This is a genomic window from Streptomyces sp. BK208, assembly GCF_004364245.1.
Taxonomy (GTDB): domain Bacteria; phylum Actinomycetota; class Actinomycetes; order Streptomycetales; family Streptomycetaceae; genus Streptomyces.
The window spans coordinates 118,028-144,175 of record NZ_SOAV01000017.1 but is presented as its reverse complement, the minus strand read 5'-3'; the positions used below and the strand labels follow the sequence as shown (position 1 = coordinate 144,175).

General features: G+C 71.8%; 27 protein-coding genes. 19 read left to right on the top strand and 8 right to left on the bottom strand.

Translation table 11 applies throughout. The features are described 5' to 3' along the window. Window positions 1-30 precede the first annotated feature (30 nt). A complete protein-coding gene (gene tkt, locus EV562_RS32810) occupies window positions 31-2,118 on the bottom strand; it encodes a transketolase (protein WP_133890505.1) in 2,088 nt (695 codons plus the stop codon). A 372-nt stretch (window positions 2,119-2,490) separates the two neighbouring features. Here tkt and EV562_RS32800 point away from each other — a divergent pair, with 372 nt between their 5' ends. The 4 genes from EV562_RS32800 (at window position 2,491) to EV562_RS32785 (ending at window position 5,901) form a co-directional block, all read left to right on the top strand. Beyond that, on the top strand, window positions 2,491-3,444 hold the full coding sequence (locus tag EV562_RS32800) for a heme o synthase (protein ID WP_133890504.1): 954 nt from the start codon (window positions 2,491-2,493) through the stop codon (window positions 3,442-3,444). A gap of 97 nt (window positions 3,445-3,541) precedes the next feature. Next, window positions 3,542-3,913, top strand: a complete 372-nt coding sequence (locus EV562_RS32795; protein ID WP_243860301.1) for a hypothetical protein — start codon at window positions 3,542-3,544, stop codon at window positions 3,911-3,913. Window positions 3,914-4,011: 98 nt separating this feature from the next. Further along, window positions 4,012-5,118, top strand: coding sequence for an amidohydrolase family protein (locus tag EV562_RS32790; protein ID WP_133890502.1), 1,107 nt, complete (start codon window positions 4,012-4,014; stop codon window positions 5,116-5,118). Between the two features lie 39 nt (window positions 5,119-5,157). Continuing rightward, entirely contained in the window at window positions 5,158-5,901 is a 744-nt protein-coding gene (locus tag EV562_RS32785; RefSeq protein ID WP_133890501.1) for a nucleotidyltransferase domain-containing protein, read from the top strand. On the opposite strand, the gene EV562_RS32780 is transcribed toward EV562_RS32785, so the two are convergent. The 4 genes from EV562_RS32780 to EV562_RS32765 form a co-directional block, all read right to left on the bottom strand. Continuing rightward, window positions 5,856-6,926, bottom strand: a complete 1,071-nt coding sequence (locus EV562_RS32780; RefSeq protein WP_133890500.1) for a COX15/CtaA family protein — start codon at window positions 6,924-6,926, stop codon at window positions 5,856-5,858. The two genes, EV562_RS32785 and EV562_RS32780, sit on opposite strands and share 46 nt — an antisense overlap. Before the next feature lie 6 nt (window positions 6,927-6,932). Further along, a complete protein-coding gene (locus EV562_RS32775; protein WP_133890499.1) occupies window positions 6,933-7,742 on the bottom strand; it encodes an ABC transporter permease in 810 nt (269 codons plus the stop codon). A gap of 88 nt (window positions 7,743-7,830) precedes the next feature. Next, a complete protein-coding gene (locus EV562_RS32770; protein WP_133890498.1) occupies window positions 7,831-8,754 on the bottom strand; it encodes an ABC transporter ATP-binding protein in 924 nt (307 codons plus the stop codon). A 76-nt stretch (window positions 8,755-8,830) separates the two neighbouring features. Then, complete coding sequence (locus EV562_RS32765; protein WP_133890497.1) at window positions 8,831-9,619, bottom strand: AAC(3) family N-acetyltransferase; 789 nt, start codon at window positions 9,617-9,619, stop codon at window positions 8,831-8,833. Between the two features lie 171 nt (window positions 9,620-9,790). On the opposite strand from EV562_RS32765, the gene EV562_RS32760 reads away from it, so the two are divergent. The 11 genes from EV562_RS32760 to dapD all read left to right on the top strand — a co-directional run bounded on the left by EV562_RS32760 (window position 9,791) and on the right by dapD (window position 18,398). Next, window positions 9,791-10,549, top strand: a complete 759-nt coding sequence (locus EV562_RS32760; RefSeq protein ID WP_133890496.1) for a metalloregulator ArsR/SmtB family transcription factor — start codon at window positions 9,791-9,793, stop codon at window positions 10,547-10,549. Further along, window positions 10,546-11,967 (top strand): Fe-S cluster assembly protein SufB, encoded by a 1,422-nt coding sequence (gene sufB / locus EV562_RS32755; protein ID WP_003976894.1) that lies wholly within the window; start codon window positions 10,546-10,548, stop codon window positions 11,965-11,967. Before EV562_RS32760 ends, sufB begins: the two co-directional genes overlap by 4 nt. Before the next feature lie 60 nt (window positions 11,968-12,027). Then, window positions 12,028-13,212 carry a Fe-S cluster assembly protein SufD gene (gene sufD, locus EV562_RS32750; RefSeq protein WP_133890495.1) on the top strand — a complete coding sequence of 395 codons (1,185 nt, stop codon included), beginning with the start codon at window positions 12,028-12,030 and terminating at the stop codon, window positions 13,210-13,212. Continuing rightward, on the top strand, window positions 13,209-13,526 hold the full coding sequence (locus tag EV562_RS32745; RefSeq protein WP_019329250.1) for a non-heme iron oxygenase ferredoxin subunit: 318 nt from the start codon (window positions 13,209-13,211) through the stop codon (window positions 13,524-13,526). Before sufD ends, EV562_RS32745 begins: the two co-directional genes overlap by 4 nt. A 7-nt stretch (window positions 13,527-13,533) precedes the next feature. Next, window positions 13,534-14,298: a Fe-S cluster assembly ATPase SufC gene (sufC, locus tag EV562_RS32740; RefSeq protein ID WP_133890494.1), complete on the top strand. Its 765-nt coding sequence runs from the start codon at window positions 13,534-13,536 to the stop codon at window positions 14,296-14,298. Beyond that, a complete protein-coding gene (locus tag EV562_RS32735) occupies window positions 14,295-15,551 on the top strand; it encodes a cysteine desulfurase (protein ID WP_133890493.1) in 1,257 nt (418 codons plus the stop codon). The genes sufC and EV562_RS32735 overlap by 4 nt, the downstream gene beginning before the upstream one ends. Window positions 15,552-15,568: 17 nt before the next feature. Continuing rightward, window positions 15,569-16,039 (top strand): Fe-S cluster assembly sulfur transfer protein SufU, encoded by a 471-nt coding sequence (gene sufU / locus EV562_RS32730; protein ID WP_133890492.1) that lies wholly within the window; start codon window positions 15,569-15,571, stop codon window positions 16,037-16,039. After that, window positions 16,036-16,368 carry a metal-sulfur cluster assembly factor gene (locus EV562_RS32725; RefSeq protein ID WP_003976900.1) on the top strand — a complete coding sequence of 111 codons (333 nt, stop codon included), beginning with the start codon at window positions 16,036-16,038 and terminating at the stop codon, window positions 16,366-16,368. Before sufU ends, EV562_RS32725 begins: the two co-directional genes overlap by 4 nt. A 117-nt stretch (window positions 16,369-16,485) precedes the next feature. After that, window positions 16,486-16,806: a multidrug efflux SMR transporter gene (locus EV562_RS32720; protein ID WP_133890491.1), complete on the top strand. Its 321-nt coding sequence runs from the start codon at window positions 16,486-16,488 to the stop codon at window positions 16,804-16,806. Continuing rightward, window positions 16,806-17,399 carry a TetR family transcriptional regulator gene (locus tag EV562_RS32715; protein WP_133890490.1) on the top strand — a complete coding sequence of 198 codons (594 nt, stop codon included), beginning with the start codon at window positions 16,806-16,808 and terminating at the stop codon, window positions 17,397-17,399. The genes EV562_RS32720 and EV562_RS32715 overlap by 1 nt, the downstream gene beginning before the upstream one ends. A gap of 9 nt (window positions 17,400-17,408) precedes the next feature. After that, window positions 17,409-18,398, top strand: a complete 990-nt coding sequence (dapD, locus tag EV562_RS32710) for a 2,3,4,5-tetrahydropyridine-2,6-dicarboxylate N-succinyltransferase (protein ID WP_133890489.1) — start codon at window positions 17,409-17,411, stop codon at window positions 18,396-18,398. Between the two features lie 51 nt (window positions 18,399-18,449). Here the strand turns inward: dapD and EV562_RS32705 are convergent, their stop codons facing one another. Continuing rightward, window positions 18,450-19,112, bottom strand: a complete 663-nt coding sequence (locus EV562_RS32705; protein ID WP_133890518.1) for a DNA alkylation repair protein — start codon at window positions 19,110-19,112, stop codon at window positions 18,450-18,452. Between the two features lie 338 nt (window positions 19,113-19,450). Then, complete coding sequence (gene dapA / locus EV562_RS32695; protein ID WP_166662113.1) at window positions 19,451-20,383, bottom strand: 4-hydroxy-tetrahydrodipicolinate synthase; 933 nt, start codon at window positions 20,381-20,383, stop codon at window positions 19,451-19,453. Window positions 20,384-20,541: 158 nt separating this feature from the next. Here dapA and EV562_RS32690 point away from each other — a divergent pair, with 158 nt between their 5' ends. The 3 genes from EV562_RS32690 to EV562_RS32680 all read left to right on the top strand — a co-directional run bounded on the left by EV562_RS32690 (window position 20,542) and on the right by EV562_RS32680 (window position 22,241). Continuing rightward, entirely contained in the window at window positions 20,542-20,961 is a 420-nt protein-coding gene (locus tag EV562_RS32690; RefSeq protein WP_133890487.1) for a phage holin family protein, read from the top strand. Then, window positions 20,958-21,419, top strand: coding sequence for a DUF3618 domain-containing protein (locus EV562_RS32685; RefSeq protein ID WP_133890486.1), 462 nt, complete (start codon window positions 20,958-20,960; stop codon window positions 21,417-21,419). The genes EV562_RS32690 and EV562_RS32685 overlap by 4 nt, the downstream gene beginning before the upstream one ends. 114 nt (window positions 21,420-21,533) lie before the next feature. Next, window positions 21,534-22,241, top strand: a complete 708-nt coding sequence (locus EV562_RS32680; protein ID WP_133890485.1) for an antibiotic biosynthesis monooxygenase — start codon at window positions 21,534-21,536, stop codon at window positions 22,239-22,241. Between the two features lie 22 nt (window positions 22,242-22,263). Here the strand turns inward: EV562_RS32680 and EV562_RS32675 are convergent, their stop codons facing one another. Then, on the bottom strand, window positions 22,264-24,105 hold the full coding sequence (locus EV562_RS32675) for an endonuclease/exonuclease/phosphatase family protein (RefSeq protein WP_133890484.1): 1,842 nt from the start codon (window positions 24,103-24,105) through the stop codon (window positions 22,264-22,266). Between the two features lie 276 nt (window positions 24,106-24,381). Between EV562_RS32675 and EV562_RS32670 the strand changes: the two genes are divergently transcribed. Continuing rightward, window positions 24,382-25,806 carry a hypothetical protein gene (locus tag EV562_RS32670; protein ID WP_133890483.1) on the top strand — a complete coding sequence of 475 codons (1,425 nt, stop codon included), beginning with the start codon at window positions 24,382-24,384 and terminating at the stop codon, window positions 25,804-25,806. Window positions 25,807-26,148: the final 342 nt, after the last annotated feature.

The window sequence follows — 26,148 nt, the reverse complement described above, 5'->3', positions numbered from 1 at the left end:
AAATGCATCTCCTACTGTCGTGTGTAAGCGTCAGCGCTGGGCTGCGGCGATCGATTCCCGGGCTGCGGAGGCCACGTTCTCGGCGGTGAAGCCGAACTCCTTGAAGAGCACCTTGGCGTCCGCCGAAGCACCGAAGTGCTCCAGGGAGACGATGCGGCCGGCGTCTCCCACGTACTTGTGCCAGGTCAGTCCGATCCCGGCCTCGACCGCGACCCGGGCCTTCACGGACGGGGGCAGGACGCTGTCCCGGTACCCCTGGTCCTGCTGCTCGAACCACTCGACCGACGGCATGGACACCACACGGGTCGGAACGCCGTCGGCCTGGAGCTGCTCGCGCGCCTCGACGGCGACGTGCACCTCGGAACCGGTCGCGATCAGAACCACCTCGGCGTCGCCGCCGTCCGCCTCGAACAGCACGTAGCCGCCCTTGGCCGCGTCCTCGTTCGGCTCGTAGGTCGGCACGCCCTGGCGGGTCAGCGCCAGACCGTGCGGCTGGCCCTTGCCGAACTCCTTCGTCCAGCGGCGCAGGATCTCGCGCCAGGCGATCGCCGTCTCGTTGGCGTCGGCCGGACGGACCACGTTCAGACCCGGGATGGCGCGCAGCGAGGCCAGGTGCTCGACCGGCTGGTGGGTCGGGCCGTCCTCGCCCAGGCCGATGGAGTCGTGCGTCCACACGTACGTCACCGGCAGGTGCATCAGCGCCGACAGCCGCACCGCGTTGCGCATGTAGTCGGAGAAGACCAGGAACGTTCCGCCGTAGATGCGGGTGTTGCCGTGCAGCGCGATGCCGTTCATCTCCGCGGCCATCGCGTGCTCGCGGATGCCGAAGTGGACGGTGCGGCCGTACGGGTCCGCCTCCGGCAGCGGGTTGCCCGCCGGGAGGAAGGACGACGTCTTGTCGATCGTCGTGTTGTTCGAGCCGGCCAGGTCGGCCGAGCCGCCCCACAGCTCCGGGATCACGGCGCCGAGCGCCTGGAGCACCTTGCCGGACGCGGCACGGGTCGCGAGGCCCTTGCCCGCCTCGAAGACCGGGATCTTCTCCTCCCAGCCCTTGGGCAGCTCGCCCTTGGCGACGCGGTCGTACTCGGCGGCGCGCTCCGGGTTGTTGTCCCGCCACTGCTGGAAGGACTTGTCCCACACCGCGCGGGCCGCCTGCCCCTTCTCCAGGGCCTTGCGGGTGTGCTCGATGACCTCGTCGGAGACCTCGAAGGACTTCTCCGGGTCGAAGCCCAGGACCCGCTTGGTCGCCGCGACCTCGTCGTCGCCGAGCGCCGAGCCGTGCGCGGCCTCGGTGTTCTGCGCGTTCGGGGCGGGCCAGGCGATGATCGAGCGCATGGCGATGAAGGACGGCCGGTCGGTGACCTTCTTCGCCGCCTCGATCGCGTCGTAGATCGCGTTCGGGTCCAGGTCGCCGTCCGGCTTCGGGGCCACGCGCTGCACGTGCCAGCCGTAGGCCTCGTAGCGCTTGCAGGTGTCCTCGGAGACGGCGGTCTCGGTGTCGCCCTCGATGGAGATGTGGTTGTCGTCCCACAGCAGCACGAGGTTGCCGAGCTTCTGGTGGCCGGCCATCGAGGACGCCTCGGAGGAGATGCCCTCCTGGAGGCAGCCGTCACCGGCGATGCAGTAGACGAAGTGGTCGAACGGGGAGGTGCCCTCGGCGGCCTCCGGGTCGAACAGGCCGCGCTCGTAGCGGGCGGCCATCGCCATGCCCACCGCGTTGGCCACGCCCTGGCCCAGCGGGCCGGTGGTGGTCTCCACGCCCGTGGTGTGGCCGTACTCCGGATGGCCGGGGGTCTTGGAGCCCCAGGTGCGGAAGGACTCGAGGTCCGCCAGCTCCAGGCCGAAGCCGGCCAGGTACAGCTGGGTGTAGAGGGTCAGGGACGAGTGGCCCGCGGACAGCACGAAACGGTCGCGCCCGACCCAGTTCGCGTCGGCGGGGTCGTGCCGCATCACCTTCTGGAAGAGGGTGTAGGCGGCGGGCGCCAGGCTCATCGCCGTACCCGGATGGCCGTTGCCAACCTTCTGTACGGCATCGGCGGCCAGGACGCGGGCGGTGTCCACGGCCCGCTGGTCCAGTTCGGTCCACTCGAGGTCTGTGGTGGTCGGCTTGGTGCTCACCCTGAGTCAGGGCTCCTCTCCACATGTCGGTTGCCGGTGCACGGGTGCACGGGCTGCCGGCGCGTCCGTGAGTCGGCCGGCCATGGCCGAGCCTACCCCCGTAAGTACGTGCGTTTTTCCGCTGGAAACCAGACTGCCGGGACTCTTGTGGATCCGCCTGTCGACTGGGCGAAACCGCATTCGGCAAGTGAATACGGAGCCGCTCATCTGACTGCTCAATCGACCGTCCGAACGCACGTCGGAGCGCCCTCGCCAACACGAGCCCACCCCCGCGAAGACCGAGGTATGGGCAACGTCTAAAGTGGCGTGGTACGCGCGAGCCCTTTACCGCCACTTCACGCGGGGAGGGCTCGCTGGGAGTCTCTGTCAGGGGTGTGCGTGACGGCCGTTGAATCCCGTCCTGCGGGGGTTATCGGGACGAGCCAGGGCCCGAGTCACCGGCCGTTCGGGGCCCGTGTCAAGGCGTTCGTGGCACTGACCAAGCCGCGGATCATCGAGCTACTGCTGATCACCACCGTTCCGGTGATGTTCCTCGCCGAGCAGGGTGTTCCGGATCTGAAGCTGGTGCTGCTGACCTGCGTCGGCGGTTATCTGTCGGCCGGCGGCGCCAACGCGCTGAACATGTACATCGACCGCGACATCGACGCGCTGATGGACCGGACCTCGCAGCGCCCGCTGGTGACCGGCATGGTCGGTCCGCGCGAGTGCCTCGCCTTCGGCATCACCCTGGCGATCGTCTCGACGCTGCTGTTCGGCCTCACGGTCAACTGGCTGTCGGCCTGGCTCTCGCTCGGCGCGCTCCTCTTCTACGTCGTCGTCTACACGATGATCCTCAAGCGCCGCACCTCGCAGAACATCGTCTGGGGCGGCATCGCGGGCTGCCTGCCGGTGCTGATCGGCTGGTCGGCCGTGACCGACTCGATGTCCTGGGCGCCGATCATCCTCTTCGGGGTGATGTTCTTCTGGACGCCGCCGCACTACTGGCCGCTGTCCATGAAGGTCAAGGAGGACTACGCGCGCGTGGGCGTGCCGATGCTCCCGGTGATCGCGTCCAACAAGGTCGTCGCCCGGCAGATCGTCATCTACAGCTGGGTGATGGTCGTCGTGTCGCTGCTGCTGACGCCGCTCGGCTACACCGGCTGGTTCTACACCGCGGTCGCGGTGGCGGCCGGCGGTATGTGGCTGTGGGAGGCGCACGGGCTGCAGAACCGGGCCAAGGCGGAGGTCACGGGCGGCAAGCTCAAGGAGATGCGGCTGTTCCACTGGTCCATCACCTACGTGTCGGTGCTGTTCCTGGCGATCGCGGTGGACCCCTTCCTGCGCTGAGCGCACAGCGTGGAGCCGTCCGACGGGCGGGGCGCGTGGTCAAGGCCACGCACCCCGCCCGTCGCCGTTCGATCTACCCGTCGGTAGCATCCTGGTCATGGCAGACACGCAGCAGGTGGACACGGAGCAGGACGGCGCGAAGGCCGGCGGCCGGGCGGACCGGTGGGCCGAGCGCCGGGTGACCCGGATGGCCGGGCGGATCGAATCCTTCGCCAAGGCCCACGGCGGCGCCGAGGCCCAGGTGGCCTACCTCGGTGAGCGCGGCGCCCGGATCGTGCTGGTCGGCGAGGACGGTGCCTGGGGAGACCTGGTCGCACGCACCCACGAGAGCGCGCGGCAGGCCGTCGAGCGCTCCGGCGTCACCGTCCACGAAAACTTCGACGGCGAGTTCGCGGCCAAGGTCACCACCGGCCGCTACGAGTGGTCGCGCATGGCCGGCATCCAGGTCGGAGGCCCGAGCAACACCTGAGACCGGGTTCACCCGTTAGGACCGTAGGAAGCCGCCGGGCGCACGGGCCGCGAGGCACCCGAGCCGCACGGCGCACGGTCCCAGCACGGGGAGCCCGGATGATCGAAACGCCGTCCCTGGTGGACCAGTACTGCCACGGCGTCCTGAGAACGGAGCTGGGCCTCGGCACGTTCGAGGCCCAGCTCGCCCGCACCGAGGGCCCGCCGGCACCGGGCACCACCCTCTTCGACACCCAGACCGGTTTCGCCGTACGCCGCTGGTGCCCGCCCCTGCTCGGCCTGGAACCGCACTGCCCGCCCGCCCGGTACCTGGCCCGGCGTCGCGAACTGGGCGTCATGGAGGCCGACCGGCGGCTGCTGCGCGGCAGCGGCATCACCACCTACCTGGTCGACGCGGGACTGCCCGGCGACCTCACCGGCCCCACCGAGATGGCCTCAGCCGCGGACGCCGAGGCCCACGAGACCGTACGCCTCGAACTCCTCGCCGAGCAGGTCGCCGACACCTCCGGCACCGTCGAGTCCTTCCTCGCCAACCTCGCCGAGGCCGTGCACGGCGCCGCCGCGAACGCGGTCGCCTTCACCTCCGTCGCCGGGGTGCGGCACGGTCTGGCGCTCGCCCCGGAGCCGCCCGGCGCGGGCGAGGTGCGCGGCGCCGCCGCCCGCTGGCTGGCCGGGCGCGAGGTCGGCGGAGAGCTGAGCGACCCGGTCCTGCTGCGCCACCTGCTGTGGATCGCCGTCGCCTCGGGCCTGCCGCTCCAACTGCACGCGGGCCTCGGCGAGCCGGGCCTGCGCATCGACCGCACCGACCCGGTCCTGCTCACCGACTTCGTGCGCGCCACCGCCGGCCTCGGCACCGACCTGGTCCTGCTGCACGGCTACCCCTACCACCGGCACGCCGCCCACCTGGCCGGCGTCTTCCCGCACGTCTACGCCGACTCGGGCGCCGCCCTCGTGCGGACCGGCGCCCGGGCGGCGACGGTCCTCGCGGAGATCCTGGAGCTGGCCCCCTTCGGCAAGATCCTCTTCTCCAGCGGCGCCCAGGGCCTGCCCGAGCTGCACGTCGTCGCCGCCCGGCTGTTCCGCGAGGCCCTCGGCACGGTGCTGGGCACCTGGGTGGCGGAGGGGGCGTGGTCGCTCGGGGACGCGCAGCGGGTGGCCGGGATGATCGCCTCGGGGAACGCCGGGCGGGTCTACGGGCTGGAGTGACGGTGTACGCGGCGTAGCGAACGGCCGACACTGGTACGCATGGCGACCGACGCGTTACTCGACCGCTTCCTCACCGGCCTCGAACCCCTCGACCCTGTCGCCGTCTGGGCGCACGGTTCGCTGGGCGCGGGCGACTACCAGGAGGGCCGCAGCGACCTCGACCTCATCGCGGTCCTTCCCCGGCCGGCCACGGCCCGCACGGCCTGGCGCCTCGGGCTGCTCCACGCCAGGCTGCGCGAGGAGCCCCTGGCCGGGCTGCTGCACTGCACGTACCTGTCGCCGGGCACGCTTGCCGACGCGGACCGGCGCCACCTGACCTGGGCCCACCAGCACCTCTTCAAGCGGCCGGTCACCCCGGTCACCCGGCGCGAGCTGCACGGCTCCGGCCGGGTCCTGCACGGTGAGGCGCCGCAATACCTGCTGCCGCCGGTACCGGAGCGGGAACTGGCCGCTTTCGTCGTCCGCGACCAGCGGGAGTTCTGGCGGCCGAACGTGCGCAGGACGAAGCTGTGGCGGCAGGACGTCTGGGTCGATCTGGGCCTGCTCACCTTCGCCCGCGCCACCGTCACGCTGCGGGAGGGCCGCCTGATCACCAAGCGGGAGGCCCTGGCGGAACTGCCCGTCCTGGGCGCACCCGGCGAGGTCGTGGCAGACATCGCCGAGCGGCGGTACGGGGACAGTGAGCGGCCCGGCGCCACGGGGGAGTGGATCGTCCGCCGCGCCGAGCTGACCCGGAGCTACCTGGGGCCGGCCATCGACACGCTGGTGGCGTCGTACTCCTGAGCGGGCAGCGTGGGCACCGTCTCGTCGGGCCGCTCGCGCAGCGACAGCAGCACCCGCAGCACCGCGATCCACACCAGGCACGAGCCGAACATGTGCAGGCCGACCAGGACCTCGGGCAGGTCGGTGAAGTACTGGACGTACCCGATGACCCCCTGGGCGAGCAGCACCAGGAACAGGTCCCGGGTGCGGGCCAGCGGGCCCTTGGGCGCGTCGACCGCCTTCAGCACGAACCACAGGGCGAACGTCAGCGTCACCACGATCCACGCCAGGACGGCGTGCCCCTTGCTGATCATCTCCCAGTCGACCGGCATCCGCGGCACGTCGCTGGAGTCACCCGCGTGCGGGCCGGCGCCGGTGACCACGGTGCCGACCGTGATCAGCAGCGCCGAGACGACGACCATCACCCACACCAGTTGCCGCACGGACGCGCCGACCAGCGGACGCGGTGCCGCGTCGCCCTCCCGGGTGCGCTGCCACATCACGGTGGCCAGCGTCAGCAGCGCCGTCGTCGCCACGAAGTGGGCCGCGACCGTGTAGGGGTTGAGCCCGACGAGCACGACGATGCCGCCGAGCACCGCGTTGCTCATCACGACCCAGAACTGCGCCCACCCGAGCAGGGTGAGACTGCGCCGGTAGGGCTTCTGCGAGCGGGCGGCGATGATCGCCCAGCCGACCGCGGCACAGAGCACGTAGGTCAGCATGCGGTTGCCGAACTCGACGACGCCGTGGAAGCCCATCTCGCTCGTGGTGGTGAGCGAGTCGTCGGTGCACTTGGGCCAGGTCGGGCAGCCGAGCCCGGAGCCGCTGAGCCGGACGGCGCCGCCGGTGACGACGATGATCACCGACATCACGAGAGGCGCGAGGGCCGCTCGCCGGACCGTCCCGGGGTGCGGGGTCCAGCGCGCGGCGATGAAGGCGAGGGGGTTGCGCACGGCGGCTGCGGCGTCGGCACGGGTCACGTTTGGCACGCCGTCCATCGTAGGGGCCCGCTTGTGCACGCTTTCACGAGGGTCGTCGTTCGGCATGTGTCCTTACTCCCAGCGGAAGAACTTCCCCGCGGCCGCGAGCCCCACGACCGCCCACGCGGCGAGGATCCCCAGGTCGCCCCAGGGCATCGACGCCCCGTGCTGGAGCACGTCCCGCAGCCCGTCGGACAGGGCCGAGACCGGCAGCAGCCCCAGCACGCTCTGAGCCCCGTCCGGGAACTTGTCCAGCGGCACGATCACCCCGCCGCCCACCAGGAGCAGCAGGAAGACCAGGTTGGCTGCGGCCAGCGTGGCCTCCGCCCGCAGGGTGCCCGCCATCAGCAGCCCGAGCCCGGAGAAGGCGGCGGTGCCGAGGACCAGGAGCAGCAGCACGGCCCCCGGGTTGCCGTGCGGGGACCAGCCGAGCGCGAAGGCGATCACCGTCAGCAGCACGATCTGCAGCACCTCGGTGACCAGGACCGACGCCGTCTTGGCGGTCATCAGGGCCCAGCGCGGCAGCGGAGAGGCGGCCAGCCGCTTCAGCACCCCGTACCGGCGCTCGAAACCGGTGGCGATGGCCTGGCCCGTGAACGCCGTGGACATCACGGCGAGCGCGAGGATGCCGGGGGCGAGGAAGTCCACCGCCTCTCCGGCCCCGGTGTCGATGATGTCCACGGAGCTGAACAGGACGAGCAGCAGCGTCGGGATGATCACCGTCAGCAGCAGTTGCTCGCCGTTGCGCAGCAGCATCTTGGTCTCGAGCACGGCCTGCGCCGCGATCATGCGCCCTAGCGGCGCCGCGCCGGGCCTGGGCGCGTACGTCCCGGCGGTGCCGGGCGCCCCCGTGTCCCCCGCTGTCCCTGTGGTCGTGGTCACCCGCGCAGCTCCTTGCCCGTCAGCTCCAGGCTGTGTCCTCCCGGGGGCCGGCCCCCGGACCCGCGGCCGTCCTCAGTGTCGACCGAAATCATGAGCGCAACTCCCTGCCCGTCAGCTCCAGGAAGACGTCCTCCAGTGTGTGCCGCTCCACCGAGATGCGGTCCGGCATCACCCCGTGCTGGGCGCACCAGGAGGTCACCGTGGCGAGCAGCTGCGGGTCGACCTTGCCGTTCACCCGGTAGGAACCCGGGGTCAGCTCCGCGGCCGAGGAGTCCGTCGGCAGCGCCTTGAGCAGGGACGCCACGTCCAGGCCCGGCCGGCCGGTGAAGCGCAGGGTGTTCTCGGCGCCGCCGCGGCACAGCTCCTCCGGGGAGCCCTGGGCGACGACCCGCCCGGCGTCGACGATGGCGACGTCGTCGGACAACTGCTCGGCCTCGTCCATGTGATGCGTGGTGAGGATCACCGAGACCCCGTCGCCGCGCAGGTCCCGGACGAGGTCCCAGGTGGCGCGGCGGGCCTGCGGGTCGAGGCCGGCGGTCGGCTCGTCCAGGAACACCAGCTCCGGGCGGCCCACCACGGCCATGGCGAGGGCGAGCCGCTGCTGCTGCCCGCCCGAGAGCCTGCGGTACGTGGTGCGGCCGCAGGAGCCGAGACCGAGCCGCTCGATCAGCGCGTCGACGTCCAGTGGGTGGGCGTGCAGCTTCGCGACGTGCCGCAGCATCTCGTCGGCGCGGGCGCCGGAGTAGACGCCGCCGGACTGGAGCATCACGCCGATCCGCGGGCGCAGCTCGGCGCCCTGCGTCACCGGGTCGAGACCCAGGACGCGCACCGTCCCGGAGTCCGGCTTCCGGTACCCCTCGCAGGTCTCGACGGTGGTCGTCTTGCCCGCCCCGTTGGGACCGAGCACGGCGGTGACGCCCGGACGGGCCACCAGGTCGAGGCCGTCGACCGCGGTCTTCGTGCCGTACCGCTTCACCAGGGCCTGGACCTGGACCACGGGCTCACTTCGCATGGGTCACGAGTCTAGGTAGGCGGACGACCGGCCGGGCGCGGGGGTGTGGAAAACCACCTCGCACCGGGGACGGGGCTCACTCGCGGGGGCGGTGCAGCGGCAGCCACCGCTCGGCGTAGGCGACCGCGTCGGGCAGTGGGAACAGCCGTACGTCGGCCGCGCCGACCCGGCCGCGTGCCACGGGCCGGTCCCGCTCGAAGTCGTGGCCCAGTTCGTCGAACCGCTCCGAGGTGATCGACACCTCGGTCACCCGCTCCCAGCCCACCGGCCCCGGGCGCCCCACCTCCACCAGCGGCGAGGGGATGCGGTACTCGGCGAGGTGGAAGGCGGTGCACGCGTGGTAGCCCGCCCCGAGCAGCAGGACCCGGGCGTCCAGCCGTTCCAGGGTGGCCAGGGGGCTGCGTTCGCCGAGCCGGCAGTCCCCCGCGTGGTCGGCGACCACCTCGGCGGCACGGGCGCCGAGGGCCGCGAAGGAGGTCTGCGGGTGGGCGCTGCGCCGGGCGCCGGGCCAGGTGCGCACCGTCTCCGGGACCACCCCGACGCCCCGCGAGGGCGTGATCAGCGGGTCGTACGCGGGCGTCGCCGCGCGCACGGTGTCCCACCACTCCTCGGGGACCGGCGGGCTGGTCCACAGCGCCGGGTCCGAGAGGTCGCCGGTCTGGGTCGGGACGACCAGGGTGCCGCTCGGACCGAGGACGTCCAGGAGCGCCTGGACGACCGCGACGGGGCCTCCGCAGACCCAGCCGAGCGAACTGAGGGAGGAGTGCACGAGCAGGGTCTCGCCGGTCCGCACGCCCAGTTCGCGCAGCCCGGCGGCGAGCGTGCCGCGGGTGACGAGTGGGCCGGTCGGAGGGGGTGTGGGCATGCGGGGGAGTGTTCCCGAAGCCGGTCCTGGACGCCAGCCTTCCGGCCCGGCGCCGATCGATCAAAGATCGTTTCCGCAGGTCAGCTTAGGTATGCCTAAGTGACACAGGGCACCGTTCGAAGATCCGAACGCGGGTTGCCCGCCCCCGTCGAATTACGCAACAATGGCGTTGTGAAAAACGTTGGCGAGGCTCCGCAGGAGGAACTCGCGACCGGTGAGCGGTCCACCCGCAACCGTGTCGCGCGCTCCATCCTGGACCACGGGCCGTCGACCGTCGCCGAGCTCGCCGGACGCCTGGGCCTGACCCAGGCCGCCGTCCGGCGTCACCTCGACGCGCTGGTCGCCGACGACGTGGTCGAGGCCCGCGAGCAGCGGGTCTACGGCGCGCGCACGCGCGGGAGGCCCGCCAAGGTCTTCGCGCTCACCGACTGCGGCCGGGACGCCTTCGACCAGTCGTACGACAAGCTGGCCGCCGACGCCCTGCGCTGGATCGCGGAGCAGGAGGGCGGGGAGCAGGCGATCGCCGCCTTCGCCCGCGCCCGGATCGCCGCCCAGTCGGGCGCGTACCGCAAGGCCGTCGAGTCGGTCCCCGCCGAGCAGCAGGCTGAAGCGCTGGCCAAGGCCCTGTCCAAGGACGGGTACGCTGCTACCGCGCGGAGCGCACCCCACCCCCAGCAGGGCGAGCAGCTGTGCCAGCACCACTGCCCGGTCGCCCACGTCGCGGAGCAGTTTCCGCAGCTGTGCGAGGCGGAGACGGAATTTTTCGCCGAGCTGCTCGGTACGCATGTACAGCGGCTCGCGACCATCGCGCACGGCGACGGGGTCTGCACCACGTTCATTCCGAAGACTTCGCACGCGCCACCCGCGGCGCGCGCGCCCGAGAACACCGCTCACGCATCTGCAAGCACGGCCGGGAGGAACCCCGCATGACTCTCCCCACGGAGACTGCTCACCCTGAGCTCGAGGGCCTGGGCAAGTACGAATACGGCTGGGCCGACTCCGACACGGCCGGCGCCTCTGCCAAGCGCGGCATCAACGAGGACGTCGTCCGCGACATCTCCGCGAAGAAGAACGAGCCGGAGTGGATGACCAAGCTCCGCCTCAAGGGTCTGCGCCTCTTCGAGAAGAAGCCCATGCCGAACTGGGGCTCGGACCTGTCGGGCATCGACTTCGACAACATCAAGTACTTCGTGCGCTCCACGGAGAAGCAGGCGGAGTCCTGGGAGGACCTGCCCGAGGACATCAAGAACACGTACGACAAGCTCGGCATCCCCGAGGCGGAGAAGCAGCGCCTCGTCGCCGGTGTCGCGGCCCAGTACGAGTCCGAGGTCGTCTACCACCAGATCCGCGAGGACCTGGAGGAGCAGGGCGTCATCTTCCTGGACACCGACACCGCCCTCAAGGAGCACCCGGAGCTCTTCAAGGAGTACTTCGGCACCGTCATCCCCGTCGGTGACAACAAGTTCGCCTCGCTGAACAGCGCCGTGTGGTCCGGCGGCTCCTTCATCTACGTGCCGAAGGGCGTGCACGTCGAGATCCCGCTCCAGGCCTACTTCCGTATCAACACGGAGAACATGGGCCAGTTCGAGCGGACCCTGATCATCGTCGACGAGGGTGCCTACGTGCACTACGTCGAGGGCTGCACCGCGCCGATCTACAAGTCGGACTCGCTGCACTCCGCGGTCGTCGAGATCATCGTCAAGAAGAACGCCCGCTGCCGCTACACGACCATCCAGAACTGGTCGAACAACGTCTACAACCTGGTCACCAAGCGCGCCGTGGCGTACGAGGGCGCGACCATGGAGTGGATCGACGGCAACATCGGCTCCAAGGTGACGATGAAGTACCCGGCCGTCTACCTGATGGGCGAGCACGCCAAGGGCGAGACCCTGTCCATCGCCTTCGCGGGCGAGGGCCAGCACCAGGACGCCGGCTCCAAGATGGTCCACATGGCGCCGAACACCTCCTCCAACATCGTCTCGAAGTCCGTGGCGCGCGGCGGCGGCCGCACCTCCTACCGCGGTCTCGTCGAGATCGGTGAGGGCGCCCACGGCTCCAAGTCGAACGTGCTGTGCGACGCGCTGCTGGTCGACACCATCTCCCGCTCCGACACGTACCCCTACGTGGACGTCCGCGAGGACGACGTGTCCATGGGGCACGAGGCGACCGTCTCCAAGGTCTCCGAGGACCAGCTCTTCTACCTGATGAGCCGCGGTCTGAGCGAGTTCGAGGCGATGGCCATGATCGTGCGCGGCTTCGTCGAGCCGATCGCCAAGGAGCTTCCCATGGAGTACGCCCTCGAGCTCAACCGGCTGATCGAGCTGCAGATGGAGGGCGCGGTCGGCTGACCCCCGCCCCCACCGCAGTCACCAGATCCAGGAACGTAGGAAGAGAGCAGACCGACAGCCATGGCTGAGGCTCAGAACATCCCCGTGGGGTCCACCACCGCGGGCCAGATCGCGGTGGCCGCCGAGTCGACCGTCGCCACGCGCATGAGCGCGCCCGCGTCCTTCGACGTGGCGGACTTCCCGGTCCCCCACGGCCGCGAGGAGGAGTGGCGGTTCACCCCGCTGGAGCGGCTGCGCGGGCTGCACGACGGCACCGCCGTCGCCACCGGTGACGGCGTGAAGGTCGACATCGACGCGCCCGAGGGTGTCGTCGTCGAGACCGTCGGCCGCGACGACGCGCGCATCGGCAGGGCCGGCACCCCCGTGGACCGGGTCGCCGCCCAGGCCTACTCGGCGTTCGAGAAGGCCGGCGTGATCACCGTCCCCAAGGAGACGGTCCTCACCGAGCCGATCCGCATCGCCGTGCACGGCGAGGGCGGCACCGCCTACGCCCACCAGGTCGTGGAGCTGGGCGCCTTCGCCGAGGCCGTGGTCGTCATCGACCACACCGGTGACGCCGTGCTCGCCGCCAACGTCGACTACGTCCTGGGCGACGGCGCCAAGCTGACCGTCGTCTCCGTCCAGGACTGGGACGACAAGGCCGTGCACGTCGGCCAGCACAACGCGCTGGTCGGCCGGGACGCGACCTTCAAGTCCTTCGTCGTCACCTTCGGCGGCGACCTGGTCCGGCTGCACCCGCGCGTGGCCTACGCCGGCCCCGGCGGCGAGGCCGAGCTGTTCGGTCTGTACTTCACCGACCGGGGCCAGCACCAGGAGCACCGCCTCCTGGTCGACCACAACGTCCCGCACTGCAAGTCGAACGTCGTCTACAAGGGCGCGCTCCAGGGCGACGACGCGCACGCGGTCTGGATCGGCGACGTGCTCATCGAGGCCGCCGCCGAGGGCACCGACACCTACGAGATGAACCGCAACCTCGTCCTCACGGACGGCGCGCGGGTCGACTCGGTGCCGAACCTGGAGATCGAGACCGGTGAGATCGTCGGCGCCGGCCACGCCTCCGCCACCGGCCGCTTCGACGACGAGCAGCTCTTCTACCTGATGGCGCGCGGCATCCCCGAGCTGGACGCCCGCCGCCTGGTGGTCCACGGCTTCTTCGCCGAGCTGGTCCAGCAGATCGGCGTCGCGGACATCGAGGAGCGGCTCCTCGCCAAGATCGCCGAGGAGCTGGAGGCGTCCGTCGCATGACCTTCGTACGCGTCTGTGGAGCGGACGAGCTGGAGGAGGACACCCCGAAGCGGGTGGAACTCGACGGCACGCCGATCTCCGTCGTGCGGACCGAGGGCGAGGTCTTCGCGATCCACGACATCTGCTCGCACGCGAACGTCTCCCTGGCCGAGGGCGAGGTCGACGACTGCCACATCGAGTGCTGGCTGCACGGCTCGCGCTTCGACCTCCGCTCCGGCAAGCCCGACAGTCTTCCGGCGACGCGCCCCGTCCCCGTATACCCCGTAAAGATCGAAGGGGACGACGTGCTCGTCTCCCTCACCCAGGAGTCCTGAGGCACCCATGGCAACGCTTGAAATCCGAGACCTGCACGTCACCGTCGAGGCCGACAACGCCACGAAGGAGATCCTCAAGGGCGTCGACCTCACCGTGAAGCAGGGCGAGACGCACGCCATCATGGGCCCCAACGGCTCCGGCAAGTCGACCCTCGCCTACTCGCTCGCGGGTCACCCCAAGTACACGATCACCGGCGGCACCGTCACCCTCGACGGCGAGGACGTCCTGGAGATGTCCGTCGACGAGCGCGCCCGCGCCGGCCTCTTCCTCGCCATGCAGTACCCGGTCGAGGTCCCCGGCGTCTCGGTCTCCAACTTCCTGCGCACCTCCGCCACCGCCGTCCGCGGCGAGGCCCCGAAGCTGCGGCACTGGGTCAAGGAGGTCAAGGAGGCCATGGCGCGCCTCAACATGGACTCCTCCTTCGCCGAGCGCAACGTCAACGAGGGCTTCTCCGGCGGTGAGAAGAAGCGCCACGAGATCCTCCAGCTGGAGCTGCTCAAGCCGAAGATCGCGATCCTCGACGAGACCGACTCCGGCCTGGACGTCGACGCCCTGCGCATCGTCTCCGAGGGTGTCAACCGGGTCCGCGAGACCGGTGAGGTCGGCACCCTGCTGATCACGCACTACACGCGCATCCTGCGCTACATCAAGCCCGACCACGTCCACGTCTTCGCGGACGGCCGCATCGCCGAGTCCGGTGGCGCCGAGCTGGCCGACAAGCTGGAGGCCGAGGGCTACGAGGCATACACGAAGGGCGGCGCATCCGAGTGACACAGCTGCCGGGCCTCCTCGACACCGAGGCGATCCGCAAGGACTTTCCCATCCTGGACCGCCAGGTCCACGACGGGCGCAAGCTCGTGTACCTGGACAACGCGGCGACCAGCCAGAAGCCGCGACAGGTGCTGGACGCGCTCAGCGAGTACTACGAGCGCTACAACGCCAACGTCCACCGTGGCGTGCACGTCCTCGCCGAGGAGGCCACGGCGCTGTACGAGGGCGCGCGTGACAAGGTCGCGGAGTTCATCAACGCGCCCTCCCGCGACGAGGTGATCTTCACCAAGAACGCCTCGGAGTCCCTCAACCTGGTCGCGAACATGCTGGGCTGGGCCGACGACCCCTACCGCGTGGACCACGAGACCGAGATCGTCATCACGGAGATGGAGCACCACTCCAACATCGTGCCGTGGCAGCTGCTCGCGCAGCGCACCGGCGCGAAGCTCCGCTGGTTCGGTCTCACCGACGACGGCCGTCTGGACCTGTCCAACATCGACGAGGTCATCACCGAGAAGACGAAGATCGTCTCCTTCGTGCTGGTCTCCAACATCCTGGGCACCCAGAACCCGGTCGAGGCGATCGTGCGCCGCGCCCAGGAGGTCGGTGCGCTCGTGTGCGTCGACGCCTCCCAGGCCGCGCCGCACATGCCGCTGGACGTGCAGGCCCTCCAGGCCGACTTCGTGGCCTTCACCGGCCACAAGATGTGCGGTCCGACCGGCATCGGCGTCCTGTGGGGCCGCCAGGAACTGCTGGAGGACCTCCCGCCGTTCCTGGGCGGCGGCGAGATGATCGAGACCGTCTCGATGCACTCCTCCACCTACGCCCCGGCCCCGCACAAGTTCGAGGCGGGCACGCCCCCGGTCGCCCAGGCGGTCGGTCTCGGCGCGGCGATCGACTACCTCGGCTCGATCGGCATGGACAAGATCCTCGCCCACGAGCACGCGCTGACCGAGTACGCCGTCAAGCGCCTGCTGGAGGTCCCCGACCTGCGCATCATCGGCCCCACCACGGCCGAGGAGCGCGGCGCGGCGATCTCCTTCACGCTGGGCGACATCCACCCGCACGACGTGGGCCAGGTCCTCGACGAGCAGGGCATCGCGGTCCGGGTCGGCCACCACTGCGCCCGTCCCGTCTGCCTGCGCTACGGAATTCCTGCGACCACGCGAGCGTCGTTCTATCTGTACTCCACGCCGGCCGAGATCGACGCGCTGGTCGACGGCCTGGAGCACGTACGGAACTTCTTCGGCTGACGGGACGAGCGAAGAGCATGAAGCTGGACTCCATGTACCAGGAAGTCATCCTGGACCACTACAAGAACCCGCACGGGCGGGGCTTGCGGGATGGCGACGCCGAGGTCCACCACGTCAACCCCACTTGCGGTGACGAGATCACGCTCCGCGTGAAGTACGACGGCACGACGATCAGCGACGTCAGCTACGAGGGCCAGGGCTGCTCTATCAGCCAGGCGAGCGCCTCCGTGCTGAACGACCTGCTGGTCGGCAAGGACCTGGCCCGGGCGCGGCAGATCCAGGAGACGTTCCTGGAGCTGATGCAGTCCAAGGGCAAGGTCGAGCCCGACGACGCCATGGAGGAGGTCCTGGAGGACGCGGTCGCGTTCGCCGGGGTCTCGAAGTACCCGGCCCGGGTCAAGTGCGCCCTGCTGAGCTGGATGGCCTGGAAGGACGCGACGGCACAGGCGCTGGAAGGCGCCGACGCCGAGAAGGAGACGACGGCATGAGCGAGACCCTCGAGATGAAGCCGGCCTCGGAGGAGGAACTCCGCGAGGCCCTGATGGACGTCGTGGACCCCGAGCTGGGCATCGACGTCGTCAACCTCGGCCTGATCTACGGCATCCACGTCGACGACGCGAACATCGCCACCGTCGACATGACCCTGACGTCGGCGGCGTGTCCGCTGACCGACGTGATCGAGGACCAGGCCAAGTCCGCCACGGACGGCCTCGTCAGCGAGCTGCGCATCAACTGGGTCTGGATGCCGCCGTGGGGCCCCGACAAGATCACGGACGACGGCCGCGAGCAGCTGCGCGCGCTCGGGTTCAACGTCTGAGCCACACCGGCAGCAACGTCTGAGCCACACCGGCAGCACTGTCGCGGAGAACGGCGGCACCCTCGGGTGCCGCCGTTCTCCGTGTCCGCCCCGCCCTCGTTATGTACGCTCGTACACATGGGATACCTGCTCCTGGCCGGGGCCATCGCCGCCGAGGTCGCCGGCACCACCGCCATGAAGTACAGCGAGGGCTTCAGCAGGCTGGGTCCCTCCCTGCTGACGGCGCTCGCGTACGTCCTGTCCTTCGCGCTGCTCGCCCAGACCCTGAAGCTCCTCGCCGTCGGCACGGCGTACGCCATCTGGGCCGGGGTGGGCACGGCCGCCATCGCCACCATCGGGGTCGCCTTCATGGGCGAGGGGATGAGTCTCACCAAGGCCGCCGGGATCGCGCTGATCATCGTCGGTGTCGTCGTCCTCAACCTGGGCGGTGCCCACTGATGCCCCGCCGTCACGATCCCGGGCGCCGGCAGCGCATCATCGACGCCGCGATCCGGGTCGTCGGGCAGAAGGGCATCGCCGGGCTCAGCCACCGCACCGCGGCCGCCGAGGCGGATGTGCCGCTCGGTTCCACCACGTACCACTTCGCGACCCTCGACGACCTCCTGGTCGCCGCCCTGCGCCAGGCCAACGAGGGCTTCGCCGAGGTCGTCGCCGCCCACCCCGCCCTGTCGGACCCCGAGGCCGACCTGCCCGCGGAACTGGCCCGCGTCCTCGGCGAGTGGCTCGGCGGCGACCGCACCGGCGTGGAGCTGGAGTACGAGCTGTACCTCGCCGCCCTGCGCCGCCCCGCCCTGCGCCCGGTCGCCGCGGAGTGGGCCGAGGGCGTGGGAGCCCTGCTCGCCGCGCGCACCGACCCCACCACGGCCCGCGCCCTGGTCGCCGTACTGGACGGCATCTGCCTCCAGGTCCTCCTCACGGACACGCCGTACGACGAGGAGTACGCGCGGGAGGTGCTGGCGCGCCTGGTCCCCGCGCCCGCCACCCGAGACGGCCGCGGTCCCGGCTCGCTTCCACCGGCGACGGCCGGTTAGGTTGCCCTCATGACCGACACGACTGCTCCCCGCACCACCGGCGCCGTGGCCGCCGGCCTCGCCACGATCGCCGCCGACGGCACCGTCCTCGACACCTGGTTCCCGGCCCCCGCGCTGTCCGACGAGCCCGGTCCCTCCGGCACCGAGCGCCTCACCGCCGAACAGGCCGCCGAACTCCTGGGCGGCGGCGCCACCGCCGCGGTCGGTCCGGACGCCCGCCGGGGCGTCGAGGTGGTCGCGGTCCGCACGGTCATCTCCTCGCTGGACGACAAGCCGGTCGACACGCACGACGTCTACCTGCGCCTGCACCTGCTCTCCCACCGCCTGGTCAAGCCGCACGGCCAGAGCCTGGACGGCATCTTCGCCCACCTCGCCAACGTCGCCTGGACCTCGCTCGGCCCGGTCGCCGTGGACGACATCGAGAAGGTCCGCCTCAACGCCCGTGCCGAGGGCCTGCACCTCCAGGTCACCTCGATCGACAAGTTCCCCCGCATGACCGACTACGTCGCCCCCAAGGGCGTGCGGATCGCCGACGCCGACCGCGTCCGGCTCGGCGCGCACCTCGCCGAGGGCACCACCGTCATGCACGAGGGCTTCGTCAACTTCAACGCCGGCACGCTCGGCACCTCGATGGTCGAGGGCCGCATCTCCGCGGGCGTCGTCGTCGGCGACGGCTCCGACATCGGCGGCGGCGCCTCCACCATGGGCACCCTCTCCGGCGGCGGCAACGTCCGCATCGTCATCGGCGAGCGCTGCCTGGTCGGCGCCGAGGCGGGTGTGGGCATCGCGCTGGGCGACGAGTGCGTGGTGGAGGCCGGCCTCTACGTCACCGCCGGCACCCGCGTCACGATGCCCGACGGCCAGATCGTCAAGGCCCGCGAACTCTCCGGCGCCTCCCACATCCTCTTCCGCCGCAACTCGGTCACCGGCGCGGTCGAGGCCCGGCCGAACAACGCGGTGTGGGGCGGCCTGAACGACGTGCTGCACAGCCACAACTGAGGCCCCCGTCCTCGCCGAGCGCCCTTTCCGTCCGTCGGGCGGGGAGGGCGCTCAGCTGTCGGCGGGGGCGGACTGCTCCTTCTGGCGGCGCACGATCTCCGTGATCCAGACCGGGGCGTACGGGGAGGTGCAGCCCGGGGGAGTGGGGTAGTCCTTCAGGACGCCGAGGCGCTCGCCGATCGCCAGGGCGCGGGGGCGGTGTTCGGGGTGGTCGATGCCGATCCGGGCCAGGCAGTGGTTCATCGCCCACTGCAGACGGTCCGGGGCGTCCTTCATCTCCGACTCCACCGTGTCCAGCAGAGCCGGCAGGTCGAGGCCGGCGGGCCGCTTCGTCACGCGTTCGGCGGTCAGGGCCCAGCCGGCGCTCGCGACCACCGGGCCCGGGTCGGCGGTCCAGGACACGCGCAGCTCCTCGGCGTGCGGGCTCTTCTTCACCACGTAGTTCACGAGCCAGTCGTGCACCTTGGGGGTGCGGGCCTCGCGCAGCATGGTGTCCAGCTCGTCGCGCTCGAAGGACTTCGGGCGGCAGATCAGGAGGCCCAGCAGCCGTGCGGCGGAGTCGCCCGTCGCCCAGAGGCGGCGCGCGAGTTCCGGCTGTGTGCGCAGGCGCTTGGCGAGGGCGCGCAGCTTCGTGAGGTTCACGCCGTGGTCGTCGCCGTGCTTCTCGTTCACGGCCCGGACCTTCGGGTCGTCGAGTGCGGCCAGCTCGGCCATCACCTCGGCCACCTCCGGCCCGGTCGGTGTCTTCTCCGGCACCTCGGCCGCCTCCCGTCGCCGTCCGCCTCGCCCGTCTGCCCGGTCCACCCTACGGCGGCGCTCACCGTTTCAGGGCGCGGCAGCGCTCGAGCAGCGCGGTGACGCGGGCCGGGCCGGCCGGTCCGTTCAGCTCGGTCAGGAGGCCGTCGGGGCAGGGTTCGTAGAGGTCGCCCCACCGGCGGCGGCCCTTGCCGTCCCGGATCCGGTACCCGCCCGGGACGCCCCGGCCACGTAGCGCCGTCTGGTTCGTCTGCTCATCGCCCGCACCGTGACCCGCCCGTACCGATGACCGCCCCTCACGTGCGGCGCTGCGCCCGGAACCCGCCGGTGTCCGCGGTCAGTTGCCCGTAGGCCGCCAGAAGACCGGCCGTGGCGGCCGGGTCCGCGGGCCGCAGGGGCGCGCGGACCGGGCCCGCCGGCAGACCCAGCGCGCCGAGGAGTGCCTTGGCGGTGACCGTGCCGGGCAGGCCCGCCGCCATCATCGACTCGACGAGCGGGAGGGCCCGTCGCTGCAGCAGGGCCGCCCGTCCGGTGTCACCCGCGTCGAAGGCGTCGAGCACGGCCCGGAACAGCTCCGGTACGACGTTCGCGACCGTGCTCACGTATCCCGCCGCGCCGATCGCGTACAGGGCGAGGACCTGCTCGTCGCAGCCCGCGTAGTACGCCAGTCCGGTGCGGGAGAGCACCTGCTGGGTGCCGAGGAGGTCGTAGGAGCAGTCCTTGACGGCGACGATCCGCGGGTGCTCGGCGAGCCGGACGAGGGTGTCGGGTTCGATGCGGATGCCGGTGCGCCCGGGGATGTCGTACAGCATCACGGGCAGACCGCTCGCGTCGGCGACCTCGCGGAAGTGCCACACCAGGGCGTCCTGCGGGGGTCTGCTGTAGTACGGCGCGACCACCAGCAGGCCGTCCGCGCCGGCCTTCTCGGCGGCCAGGGCCGACTCCACGGTGTGCCGGGTGTCCGCCGAGCCCACCCCGGCGACCAGGGCCGCACGGTCCCCGACGGCCTCCCGGACCGCCGCCACCAGTGCCGCCTTCTCGGCGTCCGAGGTGGTCGGGGACTCACCCGTGGTGCCGGACAGAACGAGCCCGTCGCAGCCCCGGGCGACCAGCCGGGCGGCGAGGCGCCGGGCGCCGTCGAGATCGAGCGCGCCCGACTCGGTGAAGGGCGTGACCATCGCGCACAGGGCGCGGCCGAAGGGCGCGGGGCGAGGGGCGTCTGTCGTCATGCGAGTAGTGTCGGCGGCTCGACAGTGTAGCTCCACTTAATTCTTCTACGAGGTAGTTGTAAGAGACTCTTCAGCTACGTGCGTGCGTGCGGGCAGGGGTAGTGCCGCTCGGGCCGGGGTACCCGGGGTGCTCCGAACCGAGAGGAGGCGGGAACACCGTGACCGGAACCATGCACACGAGGCCGGTGCGCGACGAGCAGCACTCCGTGGGCGAACTCGTCGGACAGGCCACCGAGCAGCTCTCGCGGCTGGTGCGCCAGGAAGTGGCCCTGGCCAAGATGGAACTGGCCGAGAAGGGCAAGCGGGCCGGGCGCGGCGGCGGAATGCTCGGTGCCGCGGGCGCCATCGCCTACGTGGGCCTGTTCGCCCTGGCCGGCACGGCCACCGCCGCGCTCTCGCTGGTGCTGCCCGTCTGGGCCGCGGCGCTCATCGTGACGGCGGTGCTCTTCGTGATCGCCGGCGTCCTGGCCATGGCCGGTCGCTCCCAGCTCCGCCGGGCCGTGCCGCCCAAGCCCGAGGAGACCCTCGACAGCGTCAAGGCCGACGTGGACCAGATCAGGGAAAGGGCACATCGATGACCGACGCGACGGGCCGGGACGGCACGAGGAGCGGCTCCACGGCGCAGCCGGTCGGCGGGGCCAAGGGCCCCGACGAGCTGCGGCAGCAGATCGAACGGACCCGCGGAGAACTCGGAGACACCGTCGAGGAGCTGGCGGGCAAGGCCGACGTGAAGGGCCGCGCCAAGGCCCGGGCCGCCGACCTGAGGGACAAGGCCGGCGCCATGACCGTACAGCTGCGCAGCTCGGCGGCGCACGCCGGGCACGCCGTACAGGACAAGGCCGGCCGGGCCGGCCACGCCGCTCAGGACAAGGTCCCGGGACGGGGCGGAGGGCGGCGGCACACGTCGTCCGGACGGGCCGGGGGCGCGGTGCGCGCGGGGCTCGGGCATCCGCGCGCCGTGCTGGTGGCCGGGGCGGTGGCGGGCGTGGTGCTCGGGGCGAGCCTGGTGCGGCGCCGCCATCACGGGCACTGCTGACACCCCACCCGTTCCCGCCGTAGCGGAAGGGCTTGACCTCAACCTTGGTCGAGGTCGGAGGGTGGTGCTCGCACGCACCGTGCGCCCCACAATCACCGACCACCGGAGGCCGGCATGACCCGCCGCACCGACGCCCACCCCCGGCTCGACCGCACCGACGCCCTGGCGCCGTTCTTCAGCACCTGGCGGGTGGGCACCCCCGAACGGCAGCGGCAGACCGTCGAGGCCGTCGCCCGCGCCTGGGAGAACCGCCCCTGGCCCGCCGAGGACCTGCGCGGCTACCACGTCTACACCGGCCATGACGGCACCACGCTGCTGCACCACTCCCAGTGGGCGAGCGAGCAGGCGTACGAGGCCTTCGTGAAGACGCTGCGCCAGGAGCGCGTCGACGAGATCGACACCGCCGTGCCGGGCATCGAGCGGCTCGAACTGCGGAGGTACCGGCGCTACCGCAGCGTGACCCGCGAGGACCGGTCCGCGGCCGTCGTCCCCGGCTGCGTCGTGATCGTCGACGTCGCGTTCGAGGGACCCGACCCCGACCGGCAGCGCGCCTGGGTGGACGCCGTCCTCGAGGCCCTGGAGGGCGACCCGGTGCCGCACCCCGGCGGCCTCTCCGCCCACTTCCACCTCAGCACCGACGGCACCCGCGTCCTCAACTACGCCGAGTGGGATAGCGCCCAGGCCCACGTCGACGCCCTGGCCGCCCCGGGCGAGGGCGTCGGATCGGGATCCGCGCGGTGGGAGCGGGTGCGGAACTGGCCGGGCCTGAAGAGCAGCACGGTCGGCCGATACGACCACGCGCTCGGCCTCGTGCCCCGCTGAACCCGCCCCCGGCGCCGGCCCGTCAGGGACGGAACCGCAGCACCTGCGGGTCGTGGTCGCTGATCTGGTCGTGGAACTCCGCGTTGACGTGCACGCTGTCGTACGACAGGCGGCCGTCGCGGCGGACCGACGGGCTGACCAGGATCTGGTCCAGAACCTGGCTGTTGCCCTGGTACACGTACGAGTAACGCTCGCTGCGCGGCAGCGACTTCACCGCCGACCACAGGGCGCCGCCGTCCTCCAGGAGGCGGGCGGTCCCCGAGAACTCGAAGTCGTTGATGTCGCCGAGGGCGACCACGTCCGCGTTCTTCTGGGCGGCCAGGATCTCCTTGACGAAGGTGTTCACCACCGTCGCCTGGGCGTGGCGCTGGGTCTCCGAGCTGCGCGACGGCGGCTGGTACTGCGCCGTCAGACCCTGGTCGCCGCCCTTGGAGTTGAAGTGGTTGGCGATCACGACGACCGTCCGGCCGCGGAAGACGAACTCGCCGGCCAGCGGCTTGCGGCTGTTCTCCCAGGCCGCGTTCGCCGGGTCGACCCGGCCGGGGGAGAGCGTCAGCTCCGCCTTGCCGCGCACCTTGCGCACCCCCGTCGCGGTGGTCGCGTCGCCGCCCGCGCGGTCGGTGAACGAGACCCGCTCGGGGTTGAACAGGAACGCCTGGCGGATGTTGCCGCCGGGTTCACCGCCGTCCGCCTTGTCCACCGGGTCGATGCCCCGCCAGTCGTAGCGCGGGCCGCCGGCCGCGACGATCGCGTCGATCAGCTTGCCCACCGTCGCGTCGGCGGCGACGGTGCCGTCGTCCGTGGCGCCGTTGTTGTCCTGGATCTCCTCCAGCGACACGATGTCGGGCGACTTGAGGTGGTGCACGATCGCGTCGGCGTGAGCGGCGAACGTGCCGTCCGACGGGTCGAGGTTCTCGACGTTGTACGTCGCCACCGCCAGCTCGCGTCCGCTCTGCCGGCGCGTCGACTCGCGCTGCGTGCCGCCCTTCTCCAGGGCGCCGATCTCGCCCGCGACCAGCGTGTAACCGCCGAACTGGTTGTAGTCCAGCGGCCCGGAGGTGGTGCCCGCCAGCGTGTCGCCCACGTCGGCGGCGGGGAAGTCGGCCGGCTTGCCCAGCGACTGGATCTGCAGCCGGCCGGTGTTCTCGTCGTCGTAGGAGCCGTACACCGTGCCGCCGCGGCGGTTGGCGTTCTCCCCGGGCTTCACCGTGACCCACAGCTCGGTGTACGGGTCGGAGGCGCCGACCACGCGGGCGTCGGAGACCCGGACGTTCATGCCCTCCAGGGACTCGTAGTAGTCCAGGGCGTAGCGGGCGGGGCGCAGCGCCAGGCCGTTGACCGACCCGTTCGCGGCCTCGTCGCCCTGCGGGGCGTACGCGCGCGGGACGGAGCGGGCGGAGACGCTGGTCGCGGCCGGGACGGCGTTGCCGCTCGAGACGACGGTGACCGTCGGGCGGGTGATCTCGGTCAGCGACTGGTTCCCCGAGGACGTGCCGCCGGGGACGTACTCCGAGACCGTGCCGGAGACGGTGACCGCGTCACCGACGGCGACCTCGGGGGCCTTGCTCGTGAAGACGAAGACGCCCTCACTGGTGGCCGGGTCGGCGTCCGGCCGCGGGTCCTGCATCCACAAGCCCTTGGACGAGCCGTAGCCGCGGACGCCGGTGACGATTCCGGCCACGTCCGTGACCTGCAGGCCTGCGTACGGGGACAGCCTGGTGCTGCCCTGGATGTCGTGGACGCGCACGGAACCGGCCGCCGCCGGACCGGCGTGCGCGGGCACGGTGAGGGCGACGGTGGACGCCGCCGAGCAGACGGCGGCGACGGTGAGCGCGGCGAGGCGCGCGGAGGACTTGCTGGCCAACGGATCCCTCCGGGGATGTGACGTGGCGCCGGGGCGAGGGTGGGACACGAGGGGCAGCAGGCCGCACATGGGGCACCTGGGACCTGAGTGAACACGTGCCCCCCGGCCCGCCCCCCGCTTTCTACGCGCGTCAATCTCCTGCCTGGCCACGCCGGTTGTCAAGGTTTCGGCCATGTACTCCACCCGACGGGGAGATGAACCGGGCGGCATGGGTGGAAACCCGTCTAGGCTGAGCAGTCGTACGGCGGTCAAGAGGCGCGCGAGGAGAAACTTCCCATGTCAGACAGGTCCACCCTGCCGCCCGCACGGCTGCGCCCCGAAGCGGAGCTGGCCCGCGAAGCGCTGTCCGCGCCGGTGCTCGCCCGGGCCGCGCGACTCGCCCGCTGGGCCGGCCCCGACACCCGCGTCGACGCGGGCGGCGGACTGGTCGAGGAGCAGCTGCCCGCGGCGGCCGGGCAGCTCGGCCTGAGCGGGGACGACGCCGCCGCCCACGCGAGCGAGGCCTGGCGCGTCGCCGTGGACACCGGGCTCGTCGAGATCACCGACGAGGAGACGGGCACCGTGGCCCCGGGCGAGAACCTCGCCCTGCTCTCCGGCTCGCCCCAGGACGTGCTCGGAGTCTGGCTCACCGCCTTGGAGGCCGTGCTCGCCGACGCGAGCGTCCCCGACCTCGACGACCTCGTCGACGCGATGGCCGAGGGCGGCGAGGTCGACCTCTCCTCCTTCGACTGGGACCCCGACGCCGAGTCCGAGTTCCTCGACGGCGTGCTCGGCAACCTCTACCTGCTCACCGTCGGCGAGGACGGCCCCGGCGACGCCCCGGTGCCGCTGCCCGCGCTGGCCGCCTCGGTCATCGTGCCCAGCGACATGGGCGAGCCCAGCAACGAGGTGCTGGAGCAGGTCTCGGACGCGATGATGCGCCTGGACGACCAGTTCCGGCTGCTCGAGCCCATCGGTCTCGTCGCGTACCAGCCGGTCGACGAGGCGCTCATGGCCGACGCCGACGAGGAGCCCGCCGCGCCCCTCGACGAGGCCGACGTCACGCGCTACGGCATGGTGCGGCTCACCCCGCTCGGACTGTACGGGCTGCGCGCCCGGCTCCTGGACGCCGGCTTCGAGGCCCCCGCCGTCGGCGACCTCGCCGACAAGGGCGCCGACGCGCTGCTCGACGGCACCGCCCCCTACCCGCCGGGTGCCGCCCACGCCGAGACCCAGCTGTGGCTGGCCGGACGGAGCGCCCTCGACGCCGCCCGCGAACTGCTGGCGGCGGCCCGCGGGTCCGACCCCGGCGCGCCGCTGCGCAGGCTCCGCTGCCAGCAGGCGCTCTCCCTCGTCGGTGCGGAGGCCGAGCCCGCGCTGCGGGAGGTCCTCGACGACGCCGAACTGGGCGGCCTGGCCCGGGTGTGGCTCACCGAGCACGGCGCCCGGGACGTGCCGGCCCCGCCGCAGGAGATGGTCTTCTGGCTGACCATCGACACCGTCGCCGCCCAGCTCGCCGCCGAGGGCAACTCCGAGGAGCTGCGCGCCCTGGTGGAGGGGCTCGCCCGCCAGCACAGCGGTTTCTTCGACACGGCCTGGCGGGTCGGGCACCCCGCGACTCCGGACGTCCTGGAGGCGATGGGGCGGCTGCATCCCGACAAGAAGATCGCCAAGGAGGCCCGCAAGGCGGCCTTCAAGGCACGCTCCCAGCAGGGTGGCTGACCGGCCGACCCGCGGGCGGTGAACGGGCGGGTGGCGGGGCGGGGCCCTCGCGGCGGGCGGTGTGGTTGTCTCCTTGAGTCGGGACGGTGGTTGACCCCGGGGCGGGAGGGGCGGGGGATGGGCGGAAGGGCAGTCGGTCTGCGGCCGGGACCGGCTGTCGCTCCCGGGCGGACGACTCCCGGTGGCTGCCGCCGGTGAGCGGCGACAGGCGGCCGGCCTCAGCCGACCAGCGGCGGCGGCCGGCCTCAGCCGACCAGCGGCGGCGGCCGGCCTCGGCCGACCAGCGGCAAGCGACTTGCCACAGGAGACCAGCGACAAGCGGTCGACACAGGCGGCAGGCGA